Below are 22,763 nucleotides of genomic sequence, written 5' to 3'. Positions count from 1 at the left end.
CGGCGGCGCCTGGGCGCGACAGGACAGGTTGTCAGCGCCGCCGCCGACCGGAAGTCTGGGCCCCGTGTCCGGGGCGCGGGATCAGACCTGCTGGCCGGAGAGGCGCTCGACGGCGCGCAGCAGGGCCGAGTGGTCCAGGCCGCCGTCACCCTGCGCACGCAGGGAGGCGACGAGCTGGGCGACTACGGCGCCGACCGGGAGAGCGGCGCCGACGTTGCGGGCGGCGTCGGTGACGATGCCCATGTCCTTGTGGTGCAGGTCGATCCGGAAGCCGGGCTTGAAGTCCCGGTTCAGGAAGTTGTCCTTCTTGCGGGTCAGGACCGTGGAGCCGGCCAGACCGCCGTTGAGGACGTCCAGGGCGGCCTGGAGGTTCACGCCGGACTTCTCCAGGAAGACCACGGCCTCGGCGCACGCCTGGATGTTGACGGCGACGATGAGCTGGTTGGCCGCCTTCACGGTCTGGCCGGAGCCGTGCGGACCGCAGAGCACGATGACCTTGCCGAGGGCCTCCAGGATCGGCAGGGCCTCGTCGAAGTCGGCCTGCTCGCCGCCCACCATGATCGAGAGCACGGCCTCGATCGCGCCGGCCTCGCCGCCGGAGACAGGGGCGTCGATGACGCGGATGCCCTTCTCCTTGGCGTTCTTGGCCAGGTCCACGGAGGTCTGCGGGGTGATCGACGACATGTCGACGATCAGCGCGCCCGACTTGGCGTTCTCCAGGATGCCCTCGGGGCCGTAGGAGATGGCCTCGACCTGCGGGGAGGCGGGCACCATCGTGACGATGACGTCGGCGTCCTTGACGGCCTCGGCGATCGACGCGGCGACCGTGCCGCCGGCCGCGGCGAGGCGGTCCAGCTTGTCCTGCTCGAGGGTGTAGCCGGTGACGGAGTAGCCGGCCTTGATCAGGTTCTCGGACATGGGGGAGCCCATGATGCCGAGACCGATCCACGCGATCTTGGGGAGGTTGCTCATTGGGGTACCTCTCGGGGTTGTGCGATGTCAGAGGGAGCTGACGCCCGCGCCGTGGCGCCGGTCCGCGGCCGGCGAGGCCGGGCCGGAGCCACGAGGGGCTCGTGCGGACGGGGGTGTCGGCCCCCGTCCGGCGTCAGCGGGCCGCGCGGGCCTCGGCGGGGAGCCACGCGAAGGACGCGGCGGCGTCGGCGGCCTTGTACTCCAGGCCGACCCAGCCGTCGTAACCGGCCTTCTTGAGCTCGTCGAGCAGCTGCTCCAGGGGGAGCTCACCGGTGCCCGGCGCGCCGCGGCCCGGGTTGTCGGCGATCTGGACGTGGCCGGTCTTGTCGGCGTACTCCGCGATGACCTGGCTGACGTTCTCGCCGTTCATCGACAGGTGGTAGATGTCGAGGAGGAACTTGGCGTTGCCGAGCCCGGTGGCCGCGTTGACCTTGTCGACGACCTCGATGGCGGCGGGGGCGCTCACCAGCGGGTAGAGCGGCGACTCCGGCTTGTTCAGGGTCTCGACCAGCAGGATCGCGCCGATCCGGTCGGCCGCGCGGGCCGCCAGGACCAGGTTCTCCAGGGCGAGGGCGTCCTGGACCTGTGGGTCGACGCCCTCGACGCGGTTGCCGTAGAGCGCGTTGAGCGCCGTGCAGCCGACCGAGGCGGCGAAGTCGGCCGCCACCTCGATGTTGGCGCGGAAGCGGTCCGACTCCTCGCCGGGCACGGAGAGCGCGCCGCGGTCGGGACCCGGCAGCTGCCCGGCGTAGAAGTTGAGGCCCACCAGCTGGGTGCCGGCGTCGTCCAGAGCCTTCTTGAGAGCGTCGAGCTCACTCTGGGCGGGGGTGGCGGTGTCGATCCAGGGCCACCACAGCTCGACCGCCGTGAAGCCCGCCGCGGCGGCGGCCGCGGGGCGCTCCAGGAGCGGGAGTTCCGTGAAGAGGATCGACAGGTTCACATCGAAGCGCTGGTCCGTGTATCCCATGAGGGGCGGCGCTCCTTCCGTATTGCGGAAGTAACTTTCTGTCTGACGGAATGTTGCAAGGGGAGCCGCGCACTTGTCAAGAGGGTCCGGCAGCTCAGGGCTGCCGTCGGTGCCGTTCCGGCCAGTAGCGTGGGGCCATGGTGCGTTTGAGAGTGGAGTTCACGACCGAGCCGTTCGACCTGGACGAGGCGCCGGAGCACGCGGTCGTGGCCCGTGAGGTCATCCAGGCCGCCGACCTGGACGCGGTGGACGTCGGTCCGTTCGGCAACACCGCGGAAGGCGGCTCCGACGAGGTCCTGACCGCCGTCGACGCGCTGCTGCGCAAGTCCCTGGCGGCCGGCGCGACCCGCGTCTCCCTCCAGGTCAACGTGATCGGGGAGGAGTCGTGACCGAGCACCCCCTGGTGGCGGCGGTCAAGCCGCTGGTCGACGCGATGGGCGCCGAGATACTCGGTCCCGAGCAGGCCGGTGCCGACGACGTGGTGCTCGCCTGGGAGGGTGAGGACGTGATCGCCGTACGGCTTCCCCAGCTCTCGGACTCGCTGGACCACATCCTGGCGGCCATGGAGCGCCGGCACGGGATGCCGCTCGCCTCGCTCGACCGCAAGGCGAAGCAGGAGGCGGTCCGGATGCTGGAGGCGCGTGGCGCCTTCTCCGTACGTCATGGAGTGGAGACGGTGGCCGGGGCACTGGGTGTCAGCCGCTTCACCGTGTACAACTACCTGAACCGGGAGACCGCCCTGAACAGGGAAAAGGCCGCCGGGAACGGTTAGTTGATCATGCATGGCCGGAGGCCGTCGTCCAGATGTCGGGACGACGGCCTTTGTGTCACCGAGTTTTCAACAAAGTGTTGACGTGGTGTTGCGGGAGGGCGTTAGCTATCCGCAGCCCGTCCGACGCACAGCGAAAAACAGCCACGGAGGCTTCCCGTGACTTCAGGTACGACACCGGGTCTGACCCGGTTCAACACCTCGGCGGACAGCGACGCTGTCGCCGCGCTCCACGAGGTGTGCTCCAGCTCGGCGTGGGGGAGCAAGCTTCTCGCCCAGCGCCCGTACGCCACCGTCGAAGCCCTCTTCCTCGCCAGCGACGCCGCCATGGCCGAACTGACCGCGGAGGATCTGGCCGAGGCGATGGCGGGCCACCCGCCGATCGGTCGTCCGAAGGCAGGGGACCCGACCTCCTCCCGCGAGCAGAGCGGGATGGCCGGTGCCTCCGAGGAGCTCAAGGCCGAGATGCTCGAACTCAACCTGGCGTACCAGGACAGGTTCGGTCATGTCTTTCTGATCTGCGCGACCGGCAGGACCGGTGAGCAGATGCGTGACGCGGTCCGCGAGCGGATCGAGAACTCGCCCGAGCAGGAGCGGGAGATCGTCCGCACCGAACTGGGCAAGATCAACCGCATCAGGCTGACCCGTCTCGTAGAGCGCGCAGGGAACGAGGAAGAGAACGCATGAGCACCGACACCACGGCTTCGGTGTCCACCCACATCCTGGACACCAGCATCGGCCGCCCCGCCGAGGGCGTGGCCATCACGCTCGCGGCCCGCAGCGGCTCCGACGCGCAGTGGGTCCCGCTCGGTGGCTCCGCCACCGACGCGGACGGGCGCTGCAAGGACCTGCCGGCCCTGCCGGAGGGCACCACCCACGTACGTCTCGACTTCGAGACCGAGACGTACTTCTTCAACAAGAAGCAAGCCGAGGCGCAGCAGGACGCCCCCCGCGTAAGGGACAGCGGCGCGTTCTTCCCGGAAGTGACCATCACCTTCGCGGTGACTCCGGGCGAGCACTACCACGTACCGCTGCTGCTCAACCCGTTCGGCTACTCCGTTTACCGAGGGAGCTAGCAGACATGCCCACGATTCTCGGCCAGAACCAGTACGGCAAAGCAGAGAACCGCGTCGTCAAGATCACGCGGGATGGCGCCACCCACCACATCAAGGACCTGAACGTCTCCGTCGCCCTCTCCGGCGACCTCGACGACGTCCACCTCACGGGCTCCAACGCCCACTGCCTGCCCACCGACACGACCAAGAACACCGTGTACGCCTTCGCCAAGGAGTACGGGATCGAGTCGGCCGAGCAGTTCGGCATCCACCTGGCCCGCCACTTCGTGACGAGCCAGGAGCCGATCAAGCGGGCGCGCATCCGGATCGAGGAGTACTCGTGGGAGCGGATCGCCAGCTCCGACGCCAACTCCAAGTTCATCGGCTCGGACGAGGTGAACCACTCCTTCGCCCGCAAGGGCCAGGAGACCCGCGTCACCCAGATCACGTACGACGGTGAGAAGTGGGAGGTCATCTCCGGCCTCAAGGACCTCATCGTCATGAACTCCACCAACTCGGAGTTCTGGGGCTACATCAAGGACAAGTACACGACGCTCCAGGAGGCGTACGACCGCATCCTGGCCACGCAGGTGTCCGGTCGCTGGCGGTTCAACTGGACCGACGACGACCAGCGGATGCCCAACTGGGAGAAGTCCTACGCGCAGACCAGGCGCCACATGCTCGAGGCCTTCTCGGAGACGTACTCGTACTCGCTGCAGCAGACGCTCTACCAGATGGCCACGCGCATCATCAACCACCGTTCGGAGATCGACGAGGTCCGCTTCTCGCTCCCGAACAAGCACCACTTCCTGGTGGACCTGGAGCCCTTCGGGCTCAAGAACGACAACGAGGTCTACTACGCCGCCGACCGCCCCTACGGCCTCATCGAGGCCACGGTGCTGCGTGACGGAGCCACGGCGCAGATCCCGGTCGACATGACCAACCTCTAGGCGGCACCGCGTGGCCGCCCCCGCCCGCCCGCAGTCGGGCGGGGGCAGCCACCACCGGAGGGACGTACCCATGGCACAGCCCGCAACGGGGCCGGCACCTGCCGAAGGCCCTTGTTCCACCCCATCGGACACCTCGCAGGTCGGCTCGGCCCTCACTCCGCCGGTCGCCACGGCGGTCACTCCGCCCGCCGGCTCGGCGGTCACCTCGCCGGTCGTCACGGCGCTCACCGCGGCCGAGGTCCACCCGGTGGACGAGAAGCTCCCCGCCTCGCGGCTCGTTCCCGCCGCGCTCCAGCACATCGCCGCGATGTACGCGGGCGTGGTCACCCCTCCACTGATCATCGGTCAGGCGGTCGGCCTGGACGCCGCGGGAATGACCCGGCTCATCGCCGCGAGCCTGCTCATCGCCGGCTGCGCCACCGTCCTCCAGACCCTCGGGGCCGGCCGCTTCGCCGGAAACCGGCTCCCCTTCGTCAACGCCGCCTCCTCGGCCGGCATCGCCCCGATGCTCGCGATCGCCGAGACCAGCGCCCCCGGCCACCAACTCCCCGCCATCTACGGCGCGGTGATGGTCGCCGGAGTCTTCTGCCTCGCCGTCGGCCCCTTCTTCGGGCGCCTGCTCCGCTTCTTCCCGCCGCTCGTCACCGGCGTCGTGATCACCCTGATCGGCGTCACCCTGATGCCCGTGCCCGTGACCTGGGCCCAGGGCGGGAACAAGGAGGCCGCCGACTTCGGCGCCATGAAGTACCTGGCGCTCGCCGGATTCACGCTCGTCGTGATCCTGCTCTTCCAGCGCTTCGGCAAGGGCTTCGTCAAGCAGATCGCCCTGCTGCTCGGCCTCTTCATCGGCACCGTGGCGGCGATCCCGTTCGGGATGGCCGACTTCACCGCGCTGCGCGAGGCGCCCGTCGCCGCGCTGCCCGCCCCCTTCGCCTTCGGCGCACCGGAGTTCCAGCCCGCCGCGATCCTCTCCCTGTGCATCGTGATGCTGGTCCTGATGACCGAGTCCAGTGCCGGGATGCTCGCCCTCGGCGAGATCTGCGGGCGCAGGAGCGACGGAGGCACGATCACCCGGGGCCTGCGGACCGACGGCATCGCCACGCTCCTCGGCCCCGTCTTCGGCGGATTCCCCACCTCGGCCTTCGCCCAGAACGTCGGAGTGGTCTCCCTGACCCGGGTCCGCTCCCGCTACGTCGTCGCCGTCGCCGGTGGCGCCCTGCTCGTCCTCGGCGCCTTCCCGGTCCTCGGAGCGGTCGTGTCGATGGTCCCGATGCCCGTCCTCGGGGGTGCTGGCATCGTCCTCTTCGGCTCGATCGCCGTCTCCGGAATCCGTACCCTGTCGGAAGCCGGACTCGACGACAGCTCCAACATCATCCTGGTGGCCGTCGCGCTCGGAGCGGGCATCATCCCGCTCGCCGCGCCCGCCTTCTACGCCGACTTCCCGGCCTGGGCACAGACCGTGCTCGGCTCCGGCATCAGCGCCGGAGCGCTCGTCGCGGTCACGCTCAACCTGTTCTTCCACCATCTCGGCACCCGGACCCGTCACGCGGCTCCGGCACTCAAATCCTCCTAGGGTCCTGCCGTGCCCTCCCCCCACGACTCCTTCGTGGAGGGAACCCCAACCCCCGAGGAATGAAGGAAGCACCGCCATGGCAGCACCTTCGGCAGCAGTCGAGCGCATCGTCATCGAGAACTGTGCGATCGCGACCGTGGACGCCAACGACACCGAGTACGCCACCGGCCACCTCGTCGTCGCCGGCAACAAGATCGAGTCCATCGGCGCCGGCAAGGCGCCCGAGGGCCTGGAGAACGTGGTCCGCCGGATCGACGCCACCGGTCATCTGGTGACGCCCGGTCTGGTCAACACGCACCACCACTTCTACCAGTGGATCACCCGGGGCCTGGCCACCGACCACAACCTCTTCAACTGGCTGGTCGCGCTCTACCCGACCTGGGCCCGCATCGACGAGGCCATGGTCCGCGTCGCCGCCCAGGGTTCGCTGGCCATGATGGCCCGCGGCGGTGTCACCACCGCCATGGACCACCACTACGTCTACCCGAAGGGCTCCGGCGACCTGTCCGGCGCCATCATCGGTGCCGCCCAGGACATGGGCGTCCGCTTCACCCTCGCCCGCGGTTCGATGGACCGCAGCGAGAAGGACGGCGGCCTGCCGCCGGACTTCGCCGTCGAGACCACCGAGGGCGCCCTCGCGGCGACCGAGGAGACGGTGAAGAAGTACCACGACGCCTCCTTCGACGCGATGACCCAGGTCGCCGTCGCCCCCTGCTCCCCCTTCTCCATCTCCACCGAACTGCTCCGCGAGGGCGCCGCGCTCGGCCGCCGCCTCGGTGTGCGCATGCACACGCACGGCTCGGAGACCGTGGAGGAGGAGAAGTTCTGCCACGAGCTCTTCGGCATGGGCCCGACGGACTACTTCGAGTCCACCGGCTTCCTCGGCGAGGACGTGTGGATGGCGCACTGCGTCCACATGAACGACTCCGACATCGAGGCCTTCGCCCGTACGAAGACCGGTGTCGCCCACTGCCCGTCCTCCAACGCGCGCCTGGCCGCCGGCATCGCCCGGGTACCGGACATGCTGCGGGCCGGCGTCCCGGTCGGCCTCGGTGTCGACGGCACCGCCTCCAACGAGTCGGGCGAGCTCCACACCGAGCTGCGCAACGCGCTTCTCATCAACCGCCTCGGCGCCCACCGCGAGGCCGCGCTCAACGCCCGCCAGGCCCTGCGCCTCGGTACGTTCGGCGGAGCCCAGGTCCTCGGCCGCGCCGACTCGATCGGCTCGCTGGAGGCCGGCAAGCTCGCCGACTTCGTCCTCTGGAAGATCGACGGCCTCGGCCACTCCTCGATCGCCGACCCGGTCACCGCGATCGTGTTCGGCGCCGCGGCCCCGGTGACGGCCTCGTTCGTCAACGGCAAGCAGATCGTCGAGAACAACCGCCTGCTCTTCGCGGACGAAGAGGCGATCGCGCGCGACGCGCGTGCGGAGGCGCAGCGCCTGGCCCGGATCACGGCCCAGGGCTGACCTCCCCAAGGAGTCCGACCGAGGGGGACGGCCCTCGGTCGGTCGCCGCGGACCCGAGCGGGGTCCGTGGCCGGCCGGACGGGGGGTGCCCGTACGAAAAGAGGTACGGCACCCTCCGGACGGTCGACGTGTCCCCCCTCCCGGGGCACGACCGGGCGGTACCCCCACAGCCGCTCGACCGTATGTCCCCGCAGCACCCGAAGACCCCGTGGCACCCCGCCACATCCTCATGAGCCGCACACCGTGAGGCGCACGACTGCACCCCTTTGCACCACCTCCCTGACATCCGCGTCACCGCCGACGTGTAACCGACCGGAGGAACCGCCGTGGCCGCCAAGCCCAGGTTTCGCAATGATGCACACGACGCCAGCGCCGACACCGAAGACCAGAAGCATCCGGTCGACGAGACGTTGCCGCCCCTGAGAATGTTCACCAGCGGCCTCCAGCACGTGGCCGCCATGTACGCCGGGGTCGTGGCCCCGCCCCTGATCGTCGGCGCGGCCGTCGGACTCTCCGGCACCGAGCTGACCTTCCTCACCGGAGCCAGCCTCTTCACCGCGGGGCTCGCCACCTTCCTCCAGACGCTCGGCATCTGGAAGATCGGCGCCCGGCTGCCGTTCGTCAACGGCGTCACCTTCGCCGGTGTCGCGCCCATGCTGGCGATCGTCGACACCACGGACGACAAGGCCGACGCGCTCCCGATCATCTTCGGCGCGATCATCGTCGCCGGTGTGCTGGGCTTCATAGCCGCCCCGTACTTCTCCAAGCTCGTCCGCTTCTTCCCGCCGGTCGTCACCGGCACCGTGATCACCCTCATCGGTGTCTCGCTGCTGCCGGTCGCCTTCGGCTGGGCCCAAGGGCCCAACCCGACGGCGAAGGACTACGGTTCGACGACCTATCTCACGCTCGCCGCGATCACACTCGTGGTCGTCCTCGTCCTGCGCCGCTTCACCCGCGGCTTCCTGAAGCAGATCGCGGTCCTGGTCGGCCTGGTCATCGGCACGGTCATCGCGATCCCGTTCGGGGTGACGGACTTCAGCCCGGTGGCGGAGGCGTCCGTCGTCGGCTTCCCGTCGCCGTTCCACTTCGGCGCCCCGCAGTTCGCGGTCGCCGCGATCATCTCGATGTGCGTGGTCATGCTGGTCTCGATGACCGAGTCGACCGCCGACATGCTGGCGCTCGGTGAGATCGTCGAGCGGCCGGCCGACGAGAAGACCATCGCGGCCGGACTGCGCGCCGACACGCTCGGCTCGGCCATCAGCCCGTTCTTCAACGGCTTCATGTGCAGCGCCTTCGCCCAGAACATCGGGCTCGTGGCGATGACGAAGATCCGCAGCCGGTTCGTGGTCGCCTGTGGCGGCGGCTTCCTGGTCCTGATGGGCCTCTCGCCCGTCGCCGCCTCGCTGATCTCGGTCGTCCCGCGGCCGGTGCTCGGCGGCGCGGGCGTCGTCCTCTTCGGATCGGTCGCGGCGAGCGGTATCCAGACGCTGGTCAAGGCCGGTCTGGAGAAGGACAACAACGTGCTGATCGTCGCGGTCTCGCTGGCCGTCGGCATCATCCCGATCACGGAGCCGGAGTTCTACCACGCCTTCCCGGAGACGGCGAAGATCATCCTGGACTCGGGCATCTCGACCGGCTGTGTCGCGGCGGTCCTGCTGAACCTGGTCTTCAACCACCTGGGCAGGCGCGGCGACGAGGACACGGTCACCGCGCCCATGGAGCCGGGCGAGGAGATCTCCGAGACCCGCACGGCCAAGGCGGCGCACGTCCACTGAGCGCCTCCACCCCGCCCGACAAGCCGGTTCCCGCGTGTGACGCGGGGGCCGGCGTCGTGCGTGGGGCGGCCGGCTCCGGCCCCCGTTCGGAGGTGGCCCCCGCCGCCGAACTCGCCGTGCCGGCGGTCGTCCTCGTCAACCCCAACACCTCGGCGGCGACGACCGCGATGATGACGGGGATCGCCCGCCGGGCCCTCGGGCCGGCGGTCCGCGTCCGCGGGGTGACCGCGGCGCGCGGTCCCCGGATGCTCACGGACCCGGCCGCCCTGCGGGCCGCGGCCCCCGAGGTCGTGGCCGCCGGCCGCCGGGCCCTCGCCTCCGGCGACTGCGCGGCGCTGCTGGTGGCCGCGTTCGGCGACCCGGGCGTGGCGGAGCTGCGGGCCTTCGCCCCGGTCCCGGTCGTGGGCATCGGGGAGGCCGCGATCCTGGAGGCGTCCGCCGGGGGCACTCGCTTCGGCATCGCGACGACGACCCCGCGCCTGGCGGGTCCCATCGCCGACGCGGTGACGGCGCTGGGCCTCCGCGACCGCTTCACCGGCCTCCGCCTCACCGGAGGAGACCCCCACGCCCTGTCCGCCGACCCGGCCGCGCTCACCGAAGCCCTGGCCCGCGCGGTCCGTGAGTGCGTCGTACGGGACGGCGCCCGGGCCGTGGTCGTCGGCGGCGGCCCACTCGGCGAAGCCGCAGAGGCCCTGCGCCCCCGCTTCACCGTCCCGGTGATCGCCCCGATCCGAGCGGCCTGCCACCGCGTGACGAGGCTGCTGTAGGCAGGCGCGCCGGTTCCACGAGCCGCATGACGGGTTCTCGCCCGCCGCCCCGGCCCACGCTGCCGCGGCCGCCCCTGCGGCCGCGCGCAGTCGGGCGTTCGCGCCGGGCCGCCCCCTAGGGGGCGTCTCGCCGGTCATGCCGGGCTCGCGGGGTCTGGCACGCACTCCCCCGTAGCCCTTCGGGCACGGGAGGTGCCCCCACGCCGCGTGGTCGTCGGTCGCCGACGCTCCGCGCCGGCTCCCTCCTCCGCCTTGCGATCGCGCGCACCGGATCCCGCTCCCTGATCCGGCCTGATCGACGAGACGCCCTCAGGCCCCGACCGTCCTACTCCGGGCGTTCCGGGGTCCAGTCCGGCCGGCGGCCGCTCAGGCCCACCACGCGGTCGAGCAGGGGCGCGTCGTCCGGGACCGTGACGACAGGGCCGAAGAAGCCGTCCTCGGGCGGGGCGTCGTCCGCCGGGGTCAACAGCGCCTCGGACACGGCCAGATCCTCCGCCGCCACCTCGTACGGCTGGTCCGTCGCCCGCGCGAGGTCCCAGCCGTGGATCACCAGTTCGTTCAGCGCGACCTGCCCCATGACCGCCGCCGGCATCTCGACACCGCCCGCCTGGGTGTCGCCCTCCCACGCCCCCGGCTCGCGCCAGGCCGCCGCCAGCTCGTCCAGGGCCTTCGGCAGCGCCGTGCGCCAGTCCTCGGCCAGGACCGGGCGGACCGAGCCGGGCGGCGTCCCGGTCGTCTCCCCGACGTGCTTGCGGGCGGCGTCGCGGAAGGCCACGCTCAGCCCCGTGAGATGCGCGAGGATCTCCCGTACCGCGTACTCGGGACACGGCGTCGGGTCCCCGAGCCGCTCGTCGCCGATGCCCTCGGCGAGTCGTGCCACCCGCGCCGCGGCCGATCCCAGATCGATGTGCTCCATGTTCTCCATGCAGATGCAGACCGCCGGGGGCGCCGGAACTCATCGCTCGGTCCCGATGCGACGCCCGCACTCCTGCGCCAGCGCGGGATAGGCCGCCGCGATCGCCTCGTAGACCCTCCGCCGCAGGAGCCGTTCGGCCTCGGCCCGGCCCGTCGAGCCGTACAGCCCGTCGAGCAGGTACTCGTACCGCGACAGGGCGTGCCGGAGGTAGTTCACCTGCCACCGCACCAGCGCCCCGGCCCCCACCCCGCCGGGGCTGCGCGCCCCGAGGAGATGCCGGTGCCGCACCGCGCGCCGCTCCAGCTCCACCGCCGGAAGCCGGGGCACCTCGATCGGCTGTGCCCGGATCGCGGCGAGGACCGCGCGCCGCCGCCGCTCCGCCCCCGCCTCCGCCGCCGAGGAGCGGCTGCCCGAGACCGCCGCGCACCGGGTGAACTCCGGCGTCCTCTCCACCGCTTCCACCCGCGCCATCAGATACAGCCGCACGGGCGCGACGGACCACCGCCGCGGATCCCGTCCCTGCACATCGGGCGCGCCCAGCAGGTCGCGCACCATCGCGTCGCTCCAGCCCCGCCCGCGCAGCCCGGCCAGTGTCGTGTAGATCGTACGGTCCGTCATGATCCCCCCTCGTTCGGTCACTGAGAGTGACGAAGCCAGTGAAGCGCACCCCACTGACAACGACCCCTTGCCGGGCGCCTCCACGTCATGGGATACAGGTCTGGACCTTTTCGACGGACGGAGGCATTCCTGTGCAACGCCCGCTGGCCGCAAGCTTGTTGACCGTCGCCCTCCTCGCCGTGGCAGCCTGCTCCGGCGGCCCCGAGAAGGACACTCACGCCCCCGGCGCCCCCACCGGAGTCACCGCCTCCGCCGGCAGCGCGAGCACCGTCCACGTCATGTGGAGCGCGGCCGCCGACGACCGGGCCGTCACCGGGTACGAGGTCTACCGGCAGGGCCGCAAGGTCAAGGACCTCCCCGCGACGACCCTCATGACCGACATCGTGAACCTCACGCCCTCGACCCCGTACGCCTTCACCGTCCGCGCCCGCGACGCCGCCGGAAACCGCTCCCCCCACAGCGCGGCGGTCCCGGCCACCACGCTCGCCGCCACCGCCCGGGACCGCACCGCGCCCACCACGCCCCGGGCCCTGCGCGTGACCCCCGACGGCAGCCACGCGGCCACCCTGACCTGGACCGCTGCCCGCGACGACACCAAGGTCACCGCGTACGACGTCTACCAGGCCGACGCCCGTGTCCACACCGTCCCCGGCACGGCCACCACCGCCCGGCTCACCGGCCTGCGCCCCGGAACGGTCTACTCCTTCACGGTCCGCGCCCGCGACGCCGCCGAGAACTCCTCCCCGGACAGCGCCCCCGCCGACCTCACCACCGCCCCGGCCCCCGGAGCGGCCCCCAACACCGCCCCCACGGACCTGACGGCCAAGGCCGTGAAGGGCGAGATCACCCTGACCTGGACCCCGCCCCGCACCGGCGCCCCGGTCACGGAGCACCAGCTCTACCTGAACGAGGCCTTCGCCACCACGATCATCTGGGGCACCGACCCCCCGCCCGCCGAGGCCACCTACACCTTCACGGTCCCCACCACCCGGGGCACCCGCTACAGCGTCAAACTCCGCGCCCGCCTCCCCGACGGCACCTGGGGTGACTTCTCGGCCCAACGCACCGTTGTCGTCCCATGACGGCGCCGCCACGCGCCTCGTCGTCCGGCGCGTGCCGGAACTACCCTGGGAAAGGTGGCAGGGACCGTGCTCACCAACACCGGGCTCGACGCGTTCCTCGACGGAACACCGCAGCTCCGTGATCCATCGTCCGTACGCGCCGCCGACGCGGTGCTCGCGCTGCTGGCCCTGCGCGGGGCCGACCGGCGCAGCGGGCTGCCCGAGCCCAGCGTGGAGCTGGTGCGGCGGCTGCTCGTCGAGGACGCGCCGGCGTTCGTCTACGCGACGCCCGAGGAGCTGGCGGCCTACCCCGCCGTGCTCGTCGCGCTCACCGAACGGGTGCGGGAGGCCGGGCGGCTGAACGCCAAGCGGCAGGCGCGGATCGTGGCCGCCGTCGAGGACATCGTGCCCGACTTCGAACGGGCGATGACGGACCCCGCCAACTACACCTGGCAGCGCTGGTACGCCTCGCTGCTGCGGGCCGACGGCGCCGACCCCGGAGACCCCGCCGCCGTACGGGCCTGGCTCGCCGGACACGACGGGGTACGGCCGCCCGACGGGCTCAACCGGGCGGACCTGATGAACCGGAGCGACTTCGCGGACATGCTCCTCGCGGACGCCCTCACCGGGGCGTACGTACGGGAGGCGGAGCGGCCCTCACCCGCCGGGCCGCTGCTGACCGACGCGGACGTCTCGCACGGCGTGGCCGAACTCGGCGGCCGGCTGGTCGACCGGTGGACCGCCGCAGGGCTCGCGGGCGCGCTATCGGGCCCGTACGCCCATCTCGCCCCGGGCCCGGACGCCTTCCCGCATCTCGTCCTCGCCGACATGCTCCTGGACGAGCACCTGAACTACTACGGCGACTCCTCCATCCCGCTGCCGCCCCCGCCCATGGAGGCCCACGAGCCGCAGCGGTCCGTCGAGGCCGGCGCGGACCTGCTCGCCGCGGCCGTCGAGCAGATGAAAGGCGAGGACGGCGGTCTGTACGACGGCGAGGCCGCGCATCTGCTGTACGCGCTCTACCAGCGTGGCTCCTGCGCCGAGTCGGTGGCTCGCCGCGCCGCCGAGTTCGAGGACTGGCCGGTCGATCCCCGGCTGGAGGACGCGCCCGTCCTCGTACCGGCGACGGCCCCCGAGGAGTACCGGGTCCCGCCCGCCGACGAGCTCACCCGGCTCGTCGGATCGCCCGTCACCGACGAGGACCGGACCCGCCTCGAACCGGCCGCGCGCTCCATGGCGGATGCCGTCGACCGGCTGACCGGCACCGGCATGGTTTTCCGTACCGGTGACGCCTTCGGCCTCACCCCCTGGGGCGTCGAGGTCCTGCACTACCTGCTGCGGGTGCGCTGGGTCGCGGCGCCCGACGCCAAGGAGGCCGCGGCCTGGGACGCGCCGACCGTGATCGCCGCCGCCGAAGGCTGGTCGGCCTCCGCCGCCACCCGCGTCCTCGCCGAATGGCTGCACGCGCACGGCGACACCGTCGAGGCCTGGTCCGCGCTGATCGACGCCCTCGGCACCGTCAACGCGGGCACGTTCGAGGCGGCCTACACCCGCGCCCTGTTCGGCTTCCTCGACCCCGAAGCCGCCCCCGTCGAGGCGCTGCGCGAGGCCCTGGACGACCCGGTGATGGGTGCGTACGCCTGCGGGGTCCTGCGGGCCCGGGGCGAGCCGGCGGACGAGGCCCGCGTGCCGCTCTCCGCCCGCGCCGTGCTGATCCTGGACCGGCTCCACCGCCGCACCGCCGCCGGGCGGGCGCTCCTCGACTCCGCCGCCGAGGGCTGGCCGGGCGGCGTCGACGCCCTCGTCAAGGAGATGGCCGCCGCGGACCCGTACCGCGCGGAACGGACCCTCGGAGCGCTGGGCGTCGCGCTGCCCCGTACGCACGGACGGATCGGTATCGGTACCAGGAGGACGGGCGAGCGGGCGCGGCGTCGCGGTCGGCGCGGACGCCACGCCCGCTGATCCCCGTGGGGGGCTTGCGCGGCCGTCAGGAGACGGCCGTCAGGAGACGCCCGGACGGACGTCAGGAGACGGTCCTCAGGAGACGGCCGTCAGGTACATGCCGGAGGCGCCGGTCCCCGCCGTGTTGCGGCAGGAGAAGTTGCCGCTCGGCCGCGCGTGGATCAGCGCGAGACAGCGGCCGAGCGCCAACTGGCCGTAGTGGTTGGGGTGGACGTTCTCCTGGATCGGCCCCTGGGTCTCGTTCGGGTCGATCCACCTCGCCCACTCGCTCGTCGAGGCCGAGGCCGGCACCGTGGCGCTGACCAGCTTGCTGGTCTTCGCGCACACCTCACGCCCCTGCAGCATGTCGCGCAGATCCATGAACTGCACGCCCTTGCTCGCCGCGACGCCCTTCAGCCGCTGGGCGACCTGGGGGACCAGGGTGTCCCGTGCCCAGTCGGAGTCCAGGTTCCAGAAGGGGCAGCCGCCCGTGTTGGTGCGGCTCCAGCCGCTCTCCCCGTACCGGTTCTCCGACGCGCGGGGGATGGGGGAGGGATACGACTGGAGCACGATCCGATAGTCGGAGGCCGCGTAACCGGCGCCCGCCATGACCGCGCGGATCTCGTCGACGGACTTGCCGACGTTCGCCATCACCGTGTCGATCTTCGCGTCGACCTCGGCCTGCTGGTCGTCGTGGCAGTACGAGTACCAGACGATGTAGTCGGTCGCGCAGCTCCTGATGATGTCGGCGAAGCCCAGGTCGTTGCCGCCGATCGAGAGCACGATCGCCTCGACGTCGTGGGATCCGGCGACGGCAGCCAGCTGGTCGGCCTGCGGGGCCTCGCCCTTGTACGCGACGCCGCCGTTCGACGCGCGGAAGACGTTCCGGGTCGTCGCGCCCGAACAGGCCAGATTGATCAGGGCCGAGGCGATTCCGCCCGCGCTCTTCACCTCGGCAGAGTCGGACCGGTGGCAGCCGTTGGCCGCCGTCGCGCCGTACACCCGGGAGGGGTCGTAGGCGCTCCCCGTCCACGCCCGGTCGGTGCCGTTCCGGCTGCCGGTGGTGGTGAGGCTGTTGCCCTGCCAGCGCCCGGCCTCCCCGGAGATGTAGCTGTCGCCCATCGACACGACGGCGGTCGGGCCCGAGCCCTGGGCGGCGCCGGCGGGGGTCACTCCGGCGGCGAGCAGGCCGATCAGCGACACGGCGGCGGCGAGGGATCTTCGGACCGTGCGGTGGGGGGTTCTGGGCATGGCTGTGTTCTCCTGCGTCGGTGCAGAGGAGTGGGGGACAGCCGCCGGCCGGTGGCATGCGGAATCTGGCACGCCGTGGCTTGTTACCGCTAGGTAGGTGCGGGTCTCGGTTGCGTCACGTGCCCTGTGAAACACACCGGATCGAAAATCTCCGGAGCAGGGGATCGCCGAGCGGCGAATCTCCGGAGCGAGCACGGCTCCGCCCCTGGTGCTGTGCGTTCACCAGGGGCGGAGCCGTTGTTTTCCGCGGCTGTGCCGCGTGTTGTCCGGCCGCTGTGCGGGTCGGCCGAAGCGGGGGGACTCAGCCGATCAGCTGGTCGTACGCCGGGAGCGTCAGGAAGTCGGCGTAGTCGGCGTCGAGGGAGACGTGGAGCAGGAGGTCGTGCGCCTGCTGCCACTTTCCGGCCGCGAAGGCCTCCTCGCCGATCTCCTCGCGGATCGCGGCCAGTTCCTCCGCGGCGACCTGGCGGGCCAGCTCGGGGGTGGCCTTCACAGTCTTTCCGTCGTGCTCGAACACGACGCCGGCGTTGATCCACTGCCAGATCTGCGAGCGCGAGATCTCGGCCGTGGCCGCGTCCTCCATCAGGTTGAAGATGGCGACCGCGCCGAGGCCGCGGAGCCAGGCCTCGATGTAACGGGTGCCGACCTGGACGGCGTTGCGCAGGCCCTCGTACGTCGGCTTCGCGTCGAGCGAGTCGATCGCGATGAGGTCGCCCGGGGCCACCGAGACGTCCTCGCGCAGCCGGTCCTTCTGGTTCGGCCGGTCCCCGAGGACGGCGTCGAAGGAGGCCATGGCGATCGGGACCAGGTCCGGGTGGGCGACCCAGGAGCCGTCGAAGCCGTCGCCCGCCTCGCGGTCCTTGTCCGCCTTGACCTTCTCGAACGCGACCTTGTTGACCTCGGCGTCCTTGCGGGACGGAATGAAGGCCGCCATGCCGCCGATCGCGTGCGCGCCGCGCTTGTGGCAGGTGCGGACGAGGAGTTCGGTGTACGCCCGCATGAACGGGGCCGTCATCGTGACCGCGTTGCGGTCCGGGAGGACGAACTTCTGTCCGCCGTCACGGAAGTTCTTGACGATGGAGAAGAGGTAGTCCCAGCGGCCCGCGTTGAGGCCCGCCGCGTGGTCGCGGAGCTCGTAGAGGATCTCCTCCATCTCGTACGCGGCCGTGATCGTCTCGATCAGGACGGTGGCGCGGACGGTGCCCTGCGGGATGCCGACGTACTCCTGGGCGTAGACGAAGATGTCGTTCCAGAGGCGGGCCTCCAGGTGTGACTCCGTCTTCGGCAGGTAGAAGTACGGGCCCTTGCCGAGCTCGATGAGGCGCTTGGCGTTGTGGAAGAAGTACAGGCCGAAGTCGACGAGCGCGCCGGGGACCGGACGGCCCTCGAAGGTGAGGTGGCGTTCCTCCAGGTGCCAGCCGCGCGGCCGCATCACGACCGTGGCCAGCTCGCCGGCCGGCTTGAGGGCGTAGGACTTGCCCGACTTCGGGTCCGTGAAGTCGATGTTCCGCGCGTACGCGTCGATCAGGTTGACCTGACCCAGGATCACGTTCTCCCAGGTCGGGGCGGAGGCGTCCTCGAAGTCCGCGAGCCAGACCTTGGCACCCGAGTTCAGGGCGTTGATCGTCATCTTGCGGTCGGTCGGACCGGTGATCTCGACACGGCGGTCGTTCAGGGCCGCCGGGGCCGGCGCGACGCGCCACGAGTCGTCCGCGCGGATCGCGGCGGTCTCCGGCAGGAAGTCGAGGGTCGAGGTACGGGCGATCTCGGCGCGGCGCTCCGCCCGGCGGGCAAGGAGCTCGTCCCGGCGTGGCGTGAACCGCCGGTGCAGCTCAGCCACGAAGGCGAGGGCCGCGTCGGTCAGCACCTCCTCCTGCCTCGGCAGGGGCTCGGCTTCGACGACGGCCAGGGGGGACGGCGCTGGTGCGGACATGAACGGTCACTTCCTTCAGCGGACTTCACGGGCGGTGCCTTGCGGCCGCCGGGCGTCAGGGGTCGGCACGGAGTGCCGCAGGCGCCGAGATACGGCCGCGGAGCGCCGTCAGGAATCAGGCGCTTCTGAACAGTGGATACTAGTTTCCTCATGGTGGAAGTTCAATGGTTTGTTGATGTCGAGATTCTCCGGATCGACAGAACATGGCGCTCAGTGCCACACCCTTTACTCAAGGTGCGCCAGATCGGCCTCCGTGTCGATGTCGTAGGGCTCGGCCACATCCGAACAGTCCACCAGGGTGATCGCATCCCGGTGGGTCTTCAGGTAGTCGCGCGCTCCCTGGTCGCCGAGCGCCCCCGCCGCGATCCCGGCCCAGCGGTCCGCGCCGAACAGCACCGGATGGCCGCGCTTCCCGTCGTACGAGGCCGCCGCCAGCGAGTCGCGCGAGCCGTACGCCGACAGGACCCGTGACACCGCCTCCGCGCCGATCCCCGGCTGGTCGACCAGCGAGACGACCGCCGCGTCCACCGGCAGCGCCTCGGCGGACAGCGAGGCGAGCCCGGCCCGCAGCGACGACCCCATGCCCTCCGCCCACTCCGGGTTGTCGACCAGGACGCAGCCGGGCAGCTGGGCCCGCTCCCGTACGACCTCGGCCGAGGCGCCGAGGACGACGTGGATCACCTCGCAGCCGCCCTCGCGCAGCACCCGCACCGCGTGCTCGACCAGCGGGCGCCCGCGGTGGGTCAGGAGGGCCTTCGGGCGTCCGCCGAGCCGCCGCCCGCCGCCCGCGGCGAGGACCAGACCGGCCACGAGCGGCGGGGAATGCCGTGTGTTCGTCATGCTCACTGCATACCGCATGACACGGACGCCTGAATTGTGTCCGCACAGTGGCGCGCCGGGCGCGCGATGGCGTTAACTTGCTCGCGACTCCGGGCGCCCGACCACCGATCCACGGCTCGGGCCGGTGATCCCCCAGGGCACGAGGGGGGACGGCGGAGTCCGGCGCACAGTGGGGTGCGAGGGGGAGAGACTTGTTGCGTAGCGTTGGGCAGAGGCGTGTGACAACCGGCAGCGGCGTGGACCCGAGGGTGGTGGAGCTGCGTGCTGCCGTGTCCCGGCTCCGCCGCGAACTGGCGGGCCACCCGGCCGAGTTCACCGACCGGGGCATCGCCGAGGACGAGCTGGCCGCACTGGACGCGATGGCCGTCAGCGGAGTCCCCGAGGTCCGGCGGCTGCGCCGCTCCCTGCTCCTGATCGCCGGCTCGATCGGCTCGGTCAGCGCGCTGTCGAACGCACTGACGAGCGTCCGCCAGGCCGTCGAACTCTTCGGGGAGCCTCCGAGCGACCGGCCGTAGGTGTCGGTCGCCCCGATGCGTGGAGGCGCGCGGGTCGGCGGGCGGCGGGCGGCGGCTTGCGGGCCGGCTGAGACTGTCCCATAGTCCGAGGTATGGACGCGCGCGAGGCGGCGCTCCGCCAGGCGTACGACCATGCCGTCCGCTGGCTGGCCAGCCTGTCCGACCGCCCGGTCCCCGCCCGCGCTTCGGTCGACGAGATCGTACGCGCGCTCGGCACCGCACTGCCCGACGACCCCAGCCCGCCCGCCGACGTCGTCGACCTGCTGGCCGCGGCCTGCGAACCCGGGCTCACCGCCTTCCCCAGCGGCCGCTTCTACGGTTTCGTCGTCGGCGGTGGCGAACCGGCCGCGCTGGCCGCGGACTGGCTGGTCAGCGCCTGGGACCAGAACTGCGTGATGCGCACCGTCACCCCCGCGTACGCGGCGGCCGAGGAGATCGCGGGCGCCTGGCTGCTCGACCTGCTCGGGCTGCCCGACGGCAGCGCCGTCGGCTTCACCACGGGCGCCACGATGGCGAACTTCACCTGCCTGGCCGCCGCGCGCGACGAGGTGGTGCGGCGGGTCGGCGGCGACGTCGCCCGCGAAGGGCTCGCGGGCGGGCCGGCCGTCCGCGTCGTCGCGGGCGAGCACCGTCACATGGCCATCGACCTGGCCCTGCGCTACCTGGGCCTGGGGCGGCCCGAACTGGTGGCGGCGGACGATCAGGGACGCATGCGCCCCGAGGCCCTCCGGGACGCCCTGGCGGGCGGCGGGCGGACCCCCACCCTGGTGATCCTGCAGGCCGGGGACATCCACTCCGGGGCCTTCGACCCCTTCCCCGAGACGATCCGAGCCGCTCGCGAGGCGGACGCCTGGGTGCACGTCGACGGCGCCTTCGGCCTCTGGGCCGCCGCTGCACCGCCGTACGCGCAGCTGTCGGCCGGCTGCGAGCAGGCCGACTCCTGGGCGACCGACGCCCACAAGACCCTGAACGTCCCCTACGACTGCGGCCTCGCCATCGTCCGCGACCCGTCCGCACTCCGGGCGGCCATGGGCCTGCGGGGCGACTACCTCATCCAGCACGAGCTCGGCGACCCCATCGACAAGGTCCCCGAACTCTCCCGCCGCGGCAGGGCCTTCCCCGTGTGGGCGGCCCTCAGGTCCCTCGGCCGGTCGGGCGTGGCCGACCTCGTCGAGCGGCTCTGCCGGCACGCCACCGCCTTCGCCGACGGCATCGCCGGGATCGGCGGCGCCACCGTCCTCAACGACGTGGTGTTCACCCAGGTCTGCGCCGAGTTCGGTGACGACGACCGTACGGAGCGGGTGCTCGCCCGGCTCCTCGACGACGGCACGACGTGGATCAGCGGCTCCACCTGGCACGGCCGGCGCGTCATGCGCATCTCGGTCAGCAACTGGTCCACCACCGAGGACGACGTGGCGCGCGCGCTCGACGCGATCCGGCGCGCCGCCGACGGCTCCTGACGCCTGACGCCTGACGCCTGACGCCTGAGGCCTCAGGCGCGCGGGGCCGGCCGGCTACCGGCGGATCAGGCGGCGCGCCGTCGCCGTCGCCACCGCCGCCGTACGGGAGTCCACACCCAGCTTGGCGAAGATGTGCACCAGGTGGGACTTCACCGTCGCCTGGCTCAGGAACAGCGCCTTGCTGATCTGCTGGTTGGACAGTCCCTCGCCCACCAGCTGCAGCACCTCCAGCTCCCGCTTCGTCAGCGCCGCCGCCGGGGTCCGCATCCGGTCCATCAGCCGGTGCGCCACCGCCGGGGCCAGCGCCGACTGGCCGGCCGCCGCCGTCCGGACCGCCGCCGCCAGCTCCTCCGGCGGGGCGTCCTTCAGCAGATAGCCCGAGGCCCCCGCCTCGACCGCCGCCAGGATGTCCGCGTCCGTGTCGTACGTGGTGAGGACCAGCACCCTCGGCCCGCCGGTACGCGCCGTGATCGCCGCCGTGGCCTCCGAGCCGTGCATCCCGGGCCCGAACTGCAGGTCCATCAGGACCACGTCCACCCCGCCCGCCCCGGCCAGCTCCGTCGACAGCTCGACCGCGCGCTCGGCCGTCGCCGCCTCGCCGACCACGGCGAAGTCGGGCTCCGTGTCCAGCACGGCGCGCAGCCCGGCCCGTACCACCGGATGGTCGTCGGCGAGCAGGAGTCGGATCGTCATGTCGACACTCCAGTGGGAAGGGGGAGGGACACGGCGACGGCCGTGCCCTGACCGGGCGCGGACTCCACCGTGAACACCCCGCCCAGCGACTCCGCCCGCGAGCGCATCGCGGGCAACCCGAAGCCGCCCTCCGGTGAGGACGAGAGCAGCGCGGGGTCGAAGCCCTCGCCGTCGTCGACGACGTCCAGCGTCACCGAGGCGTCCATGTACGACAGCGTGACCTCCGCCCGGGCCGCCGAGGCGTGCCGCACCGTGTTCGCGAACGCCGACTGCGCGATCCGGAGCAGCGCCACCTCGTAGGGCGTCGGCAGCTCCACCGGCGTCCCGCTCACCGTGAAGCGCGCCCGCAGCGACCCCTCCGGGCCGGGGCCCGGCTCGCAGAGCCGCTCCAGGGCGGCGGCCAGTGAACCGTGCTCCAGGTCCGGCGGCGACAGCGCCCGTACGAAGCGCCGCGCCTCCGCCAGGTCGTCCTGTGCGGCCCGCCGCGCCGCCTCGATGTGCCCGGCCGCCGGCGAGCCCTCGGGCAGCGCCCGCTCGGCGGCCCGCAGCAGCAGCTGGATCGAGGAGAGCCCCTGCGCCAGCGTGTCGTGGATCTCCCGCGCCAGGCGCTCGCGCTCCGCCAGCGTTCCGGCGTGCCGCTCGGCCGCCGCCAGCTCCGCCCGGGTCGCGATCAGCTCCTCCACCATCCGCCTGCGCCGCTCGCTCTCCCGGTAGAGCGCCTGATAGCCGAGGACCGTCGCCACGGCCACCGCCCCGCCGAGCAGCGGCCCGATGAAGACCCCGGGATTGAGTGTCGCGCCATGGCGTACGTACGACAGGATCGCCGCGCCCGCGGTCAGGGCCACGGCCGGCAGCGCCCAGCGCACGGGCAGCAGGTGCAACTGGAGGAAGTAGAGCGGGAACGCCACCCACAGCCCGTCGGGCGTGGCCCAGAGAAGCCCCAGCCAGGACGCACAGAGGAGGGCCAGCCAGAGCGCCGCCGCACGCGGGGAGTCCCGTACGGCGGGAAGGACGGACCCGGTCGCGTAGACCGCGCCCGTCACCACTGCGAGCGCGACACCGGCGACGGAGTCCGCCCGGACGGCCGCGAGGGCCAGCAGCCCCGCCATCAGCAGATGCAGACAGAGGCGCAGCGCGCGCAGGGCGGGGGTGAGGGAACGCGGATCCATGATCTGTCCAGCGTAGGCGGGGGCAGACAATCCGGACTCAACCGAAAGTTTGATTGCGGAGCCATCCGTG

At 72.0% G+C, this 22,763-nt stretch carries 22 protein-coding genes; 13 read left to right on the top strand and 9 right to left on the bottom strand.

The features are described 5' to 3' along the window. Positions 1 to 81: 81 nt before the first annotated feature. Entirely contained in the window at positions 82 to 972 is an 891-nt protein-coding gene (locus ACF1G2_RS05365; RefSeq protein ID WP_391796953.1) for a 2-hydroxy-3-oxopropionate reductase, read from the bottom strand. A gap of 133 nt (positions 973 to 1,105) precedes the next feature. After that, on the bottom strand, positions 1,106 to 1,939 hold the full coding sequence (locus ACF1G2_RS05360) for a TIM barrel protein (RefSeq protein ID WP_391796952.1): 834 nt from the start codon (positions 1,937 to 1,939) through the stop codon (positions 1,106 to 1,108). A 140-nt stretch (positions 1,940 to 2,079) separates the two neighbouring features. Here ACF1G2_RS05360 and ACF1G2_RS05355 point away from each other — a divergent pair, with 140 nt between their 5' ends. From ACF1G2_RS05355 to ACF1G2_RS05315, 9 genes are all read left to right on the top strand, one after another. After that, a complete protein-coding gene (locus ACF1G2_RS05355) occupies positions 2,080 to 2,328 on the top strand; it encodes a hypothetical protein (protein WP_352189185.1) in 249 nt (82 codons plus the stop codon). A gap of 44 nt (positions 2,329 to 2,372) precedes the next feature. Continuing rightward, the gene (locus ACF1G2_RS05350) at positions 2,373 to 2,711 is read left to right on the top strand and encodes a helix-turn-helix domain-containing protein (protein ID WP_391797048.1); all 339 of its coding nucleotides are present in this window, start codon (positions 2,373 to 2,375) and stop codon (positions 2,709 to 2,711) included. A gap of 156 nt (positions 2,712 to 2,867) precedes the next feature. Beyond that, entirely contained in the window at positions 2,868 to 3,395 is a 528-nt protein-coding gene (uraD, locus tag ACF1G2_RS05345; RefSeq protein WP_391796951.1) for a 2-oxo-4-hydroxy-4-carboxy-5-ureidoimidazoline decarboxylase, read from the top strand. Then, a complete protein-coding gene (gene uraH / locus ACF1G2_RS05340) occupies positions 3,392 to 3,784 on the top strand; it encodes a hydroxyisourate hydrolase (RefSeq protein WP_361443398.1) in 393 nt (130 codons plus the stop codon). The genes uraD and uraH overlap by 4 nt, the downstream gene beginning before the upstream one ends. A gap of 5 nt (positions 3,785 to 3,789) precedes the next feature. Continuing rightward, positions 3,790 to 4,713, top strand: a complete 924-nt coding sequence (pucL, locus tag ACF1G2_RS05335) for a factor-independent urate hydroxylase (protein ID WP_391796950.1) — start codon at positions 3,790 to 3,792, stop codon at positions 4,711 to 4,713. 70 nt (positions 4,714 to 4,783) lie between these two features. Then, positions 4,784 to 6,286, top strand: coding sequence for a nucleobase:cation symporter-2 family protein (locus tag ACF1G2_RS05330; protein ID WP_391796949.1), 1,503 nt, complete (start codon positions 4,784 to 4,786; stop codon positions 6,284 to 6,286). Positions 6,287 to 6,362: 76 nt separating this feature from the next. Then, positions 6,363 to 7,754 carry an 8-oxoguanine deaminase gene (locus ACF1G2_RS05325; RefSeq protein WP_391796948.1) on the top strand — a complete coding sequence of 464 codons (1,392 nt, stop codon included), beginning with the start codon at positions 6,363 to 6,365 and terminating at the stop codon, positions 7,752 to 7,754. Between the two features lie 326 nt (positions 7,755 to 8,080). Further along, a complete protein-coding gene (locus ACF1G2_RS05320) occupies positions 8,081 to 9,529 on the top strand; it encodes a nucleobase:cation symporter-2 family protein (protein WP_391796947.1) in 1,449 nt (482 codons plus the stop codon). Between the two features lie 56 nt (positions 9,530 to 9,585). After that, a complete protein-coding gene (locus ACF1G2_RS05315) occupies positions 9,586 to 10,296 on the top strand; it encodes an aspartate/glutamate racemase family protein (protein WP_391796946.1) in 711 nt (236 codons plus the stop codon). Positions 10,297 to 10,621: 325 nt separating this feature from the next. Here ACF1G2_RS05315 and ACF1G2_RS05310 read toward each other — a convergent pair whose 3' ends face one another. Beyond that, a complete protein-coding gene (locus ACF1G2_RS05310) occupies positions 10,622 to 11,212 on the bottom strand; it encodes a TIGR03086 family metal-binding protein (protein WP_391796945.1) in 591 nt (196 codons plus the stop codon). 39 nt (positions 11,213 to 11,251) lie between these two features. Beyond that, positions 11,252 to 11,830: a hypothetical protein gene (locus ACF1G2_RS05305; protein ID WP_391796944.1), complete on the bottom strand. Its 579-nt coding sequence runs from the start codon at positions 11,828 to 11,830 to the stop codon at positions 11,252 to 11,254. A 131-nt stretch (positions 11,831 to 11,961) separates the two neighbouring features. Here ACF1G2_RS05305 and ACF1G2_RS05300 point away from each other — a divergent pair, with 131 nt between their 5' ends. Both ACF1G2_RS05300 and ACF1G2_RS05295 read left to right on the top strand, forming a co-directional pair. Continuing rightward, positions 11,962 to 12,912, top strand: coding sequence for a fibronectin type III domain-containing protein (locus ACF1G2_RS05300; RefSeq protein WP_391796943.1), 951 nt, complete (start codon positions 11,962 to 11,964; stop codon positions 12,910 to 12,912). A 54-nt stretch (positions 12,913 to 12,966) separates the two neighbouring features. Next, positions 12,967 to 14,853 (top strand): hypothetical protein, encoded by a 1,887-nt coding sequence (locus tag ACF1G2_RS05295; RefSeq protein WP_391796942.1) that lies wholly within the window; start codon positions 12,967 to 12,969, stop codon positions 14,851 to 14,853. 75 nt (positions 14,854 to 14,928) lie between these two features. Here ACF1G2_RS05295 and ACF1G2_RS05290 read toward each other — a convergent pair whose 3' ends face one another. The 3 genes from ACF1G2_RS05290 to ACF1G2_RS05280 form a co-directional block, all read right to left on the bottom strand. Next, positions 14,929 to 16,083 carry a GDSL-type esterase/lipase family protein gene (locus tag ACF1G2_RS05290; protein ID WP_391796941.1) on the bottom strand — a complete coding sequence of 385 codons (1,155 nt, stop codon included), beginning with the start codon at positions 16,081 to 16,083 and terminating at the stop codon, positions 14,929 to 14,931. A 301-nt stretch (positions 16,084 to 16,384) separates the two neighbouring features. Beyond that, positions 16,385 to 18,016: a malate synthase A gene (aceB, locus tag ACF1G2_RS05285; RefSeq protein WP_391796940.1), complete on the bottom strand. Its 1,632-nt coding sequence runs from the start codon at positions 18,014 to 18,016 to the stop codon at positions 16,385 to 16,387. Between the two features lie 225 nt (positions 18,017 to 18,241). Further along, positions 18,242 to 18,856, bottom strand: a complete 615-nt coding sequence (locus tag ACF1G2_RS05280) for an NTP transferase domain-containing protein (RefSeq protein ID WP_391796939.1) — start codon at positions 18,854 to 18,856, stop codon at positions 18,242 to 18,244. 191 nt (positions 18,857 to 19,047) lie between these two features. Here ACF1G2_RS05280 and ACF1G2_RS05275 point away from each other — a divergent pair, with 191 nt between their 5' ends. Further along, positions 19,048 to 19,371 carry a DUF5955 family protein gene (locus ACF1G2_RS05275; protein WP_391796938.1) on the top strand — a complete coding sequence of 108 codons (324 nt, stop codon included), beginning with the start codon at positions 19,048 to 19,050 and terminating at the stop codon, positions 19,369 to 19,371. A 92-nt stretch (positions 19,372 to 19,463) separates the two neighbouring features. Then, the gene (locus ACF1G2_RS05270) at positions 19,464 to 20,831 is read left to right on the top strand and encodes a pyridoxal phosphate-dependent decarboxylase family protein (RefSeq protein ID WP_391796937.1); all 1,368 of its coding nucleotides are present in this window, start codon (positions 19,464 to 19,466) and stop codon (positions 20,829 to 20,831) included. A gap of 54 nt (positions 20,832 to 20,885) precedes the next feature. Here ACF1G2_RS05270 and ACF1G2_RS05265 read toward each other — a convergent pair whose 3' ends face one another. Together ACF1G2_RS05265 and ACF1G2_RS05260 are read right to left on the bottom strand one after the other, a co-directional pair. Further along, positions 20,886 to 21,524, bottom strand: coding sequence for a response regulator (locus ACF1G2_RS05265; RefSeq protein WP_391796936.1), 639 nt, complete (start codon positions 21,522 to 21,524; stop codon positions 20,886 to 20,888). After that, entirely contained in the window at positions 21,521 to 22,693 is a 1,173-nt protein-coding gene (locus tag ACF1G2_RS05260; RefSeq protein ID WP_391796935.1) for a sensor histidine kinase, read from the bottom strand. The genes ACF1G2_RS05265 and ACF1G2_RS05260 overlap by 4 nt, the downstream gene beginning before the upstream one ends. Positions 22,694 to 22,763: the final 70 nt, after the last annotated feature.

The sequence above is a fragment of the Streptomyces sp. NPDC013457 genome (assembly GCF_043089925.1).
In the GTDB taxonomy this organism is placed as follows: domain Bacteria; phylum Actinomycetota; class Actinomycetes; order Streptomycetales; family Streptomycetaceae; genus Streptomyces.
The sequence above is the reverse complement of the archived record's forward strand: the minus strand, read 5'-3'. Positions and strand labels throughout refer to the sequence as shown.

Bases quoted from the DNA above. Each gene is read 5' to 3' on its own strand.
- ACF1G2_RS05365 (WP_391796953.1), bottom strand. From the start codon at position 972: ATGAGCAACCTCCCCAAGATCGCGTGGATCGGTCTCGGCATCATGGGC.
- aceB (WP_391796940.1), bottom strand. From the start codon at position 18,016: ATGTCCGCACCAGCGCCGTCCCCCCTGGCCGTCGTCGAAGCCGAGCCC.
- ACF1G2_RS05305 (WP_391796944.1), bottom strand. From the start codon at position 11,830: ATGACGGACCGTACGATCTACACGACACTGGCCGGGCTGCGCGGGCGG.
- ACF1G2_RS05310 (WP_391796945.1), bottom strand. From the start codon at position 11,212: ATGGAGCACATCGATCTGGGATCGGCCGCGGCGCGGGTGGCACGACTC.
- pucL (WP_391796950.1), top strand. From the start codon at position 3,790: ATGCCCACGATTCTCGGCCAGAACCAGTACGGCAAAGCAGAGAACCGC.
- ACF1G2_RS05290 (WP_391796941.1), bottom strand. From the start codon at position 16,083: ATGCCCAGAACCCCCCACCGCACGGTCCGAAGATCCCTCGCCGCCGCC.
- ACF1G2_RS05270 (WP_391796937.1), top strand. From the start codon at position 19,464: ATGGACGCGCGCGAGGCGGCGCTCCGCCAGGCGTACGACCATGCCGTC.
- ACF1G2_RS05330 (WP_391796949.1), top strand. From the start codon at position 4,784: ATGGCACAGCCCGCAACGGGGCCGGCACCTGCCGAAGGCCCTTGTTCC.
- ACF1G2_RS05360 (WP_391796952.1), bottom strand. From the start codon at position 1,939: ATGGGATACACGGACCAGCGCTTCGATGTGAACCTGTCGATCCTCTTC.
- ACF1G2_RS05265 (WP_391796936.1), bottom strand. From the start codon at position 21,524: ATGACGATCCGACTCCTGCTCGCCGACGACCATCCGGTGGTACGGGCC.
- uraH (WP_361443398.1), top strand. From the start codon at position 3,392: ATGAGCACCGACACCACGGCTTCGGTGTCCACCCACATCCTGGACACC.
- ACF1G2_RS05325 (WP_391796948.1), top strand. From the start codon at position 6,363: ATGGCAGCACCTTCGGCAGCAGTCGAGCGCATCGTCATCGAGAACTGT.
- ACF1G2_RS05260 (WP_391796935.1), bottom strand. From the start codon at position 22,693: ATGGATCCGCGTTCCCTCACCCCCGCCCTGCGCGCGCTGCGCCTCTGT.
- ACF1G2_RS05280 (WP_391796939.1), bottom strand. From the start codon at position 18,856: ATGACGAACACACGGCATTCCCCGCCGCTCGTGGCCGGTCTGGTCCTC.
- ACF1G2_RS05350 (WP_391797048.1), top strand. From the start codon at position 2,373: ATGGGCGCCGAGATACTCGGTCCCGAGCAGGCCGGTGCCGACGACGTG.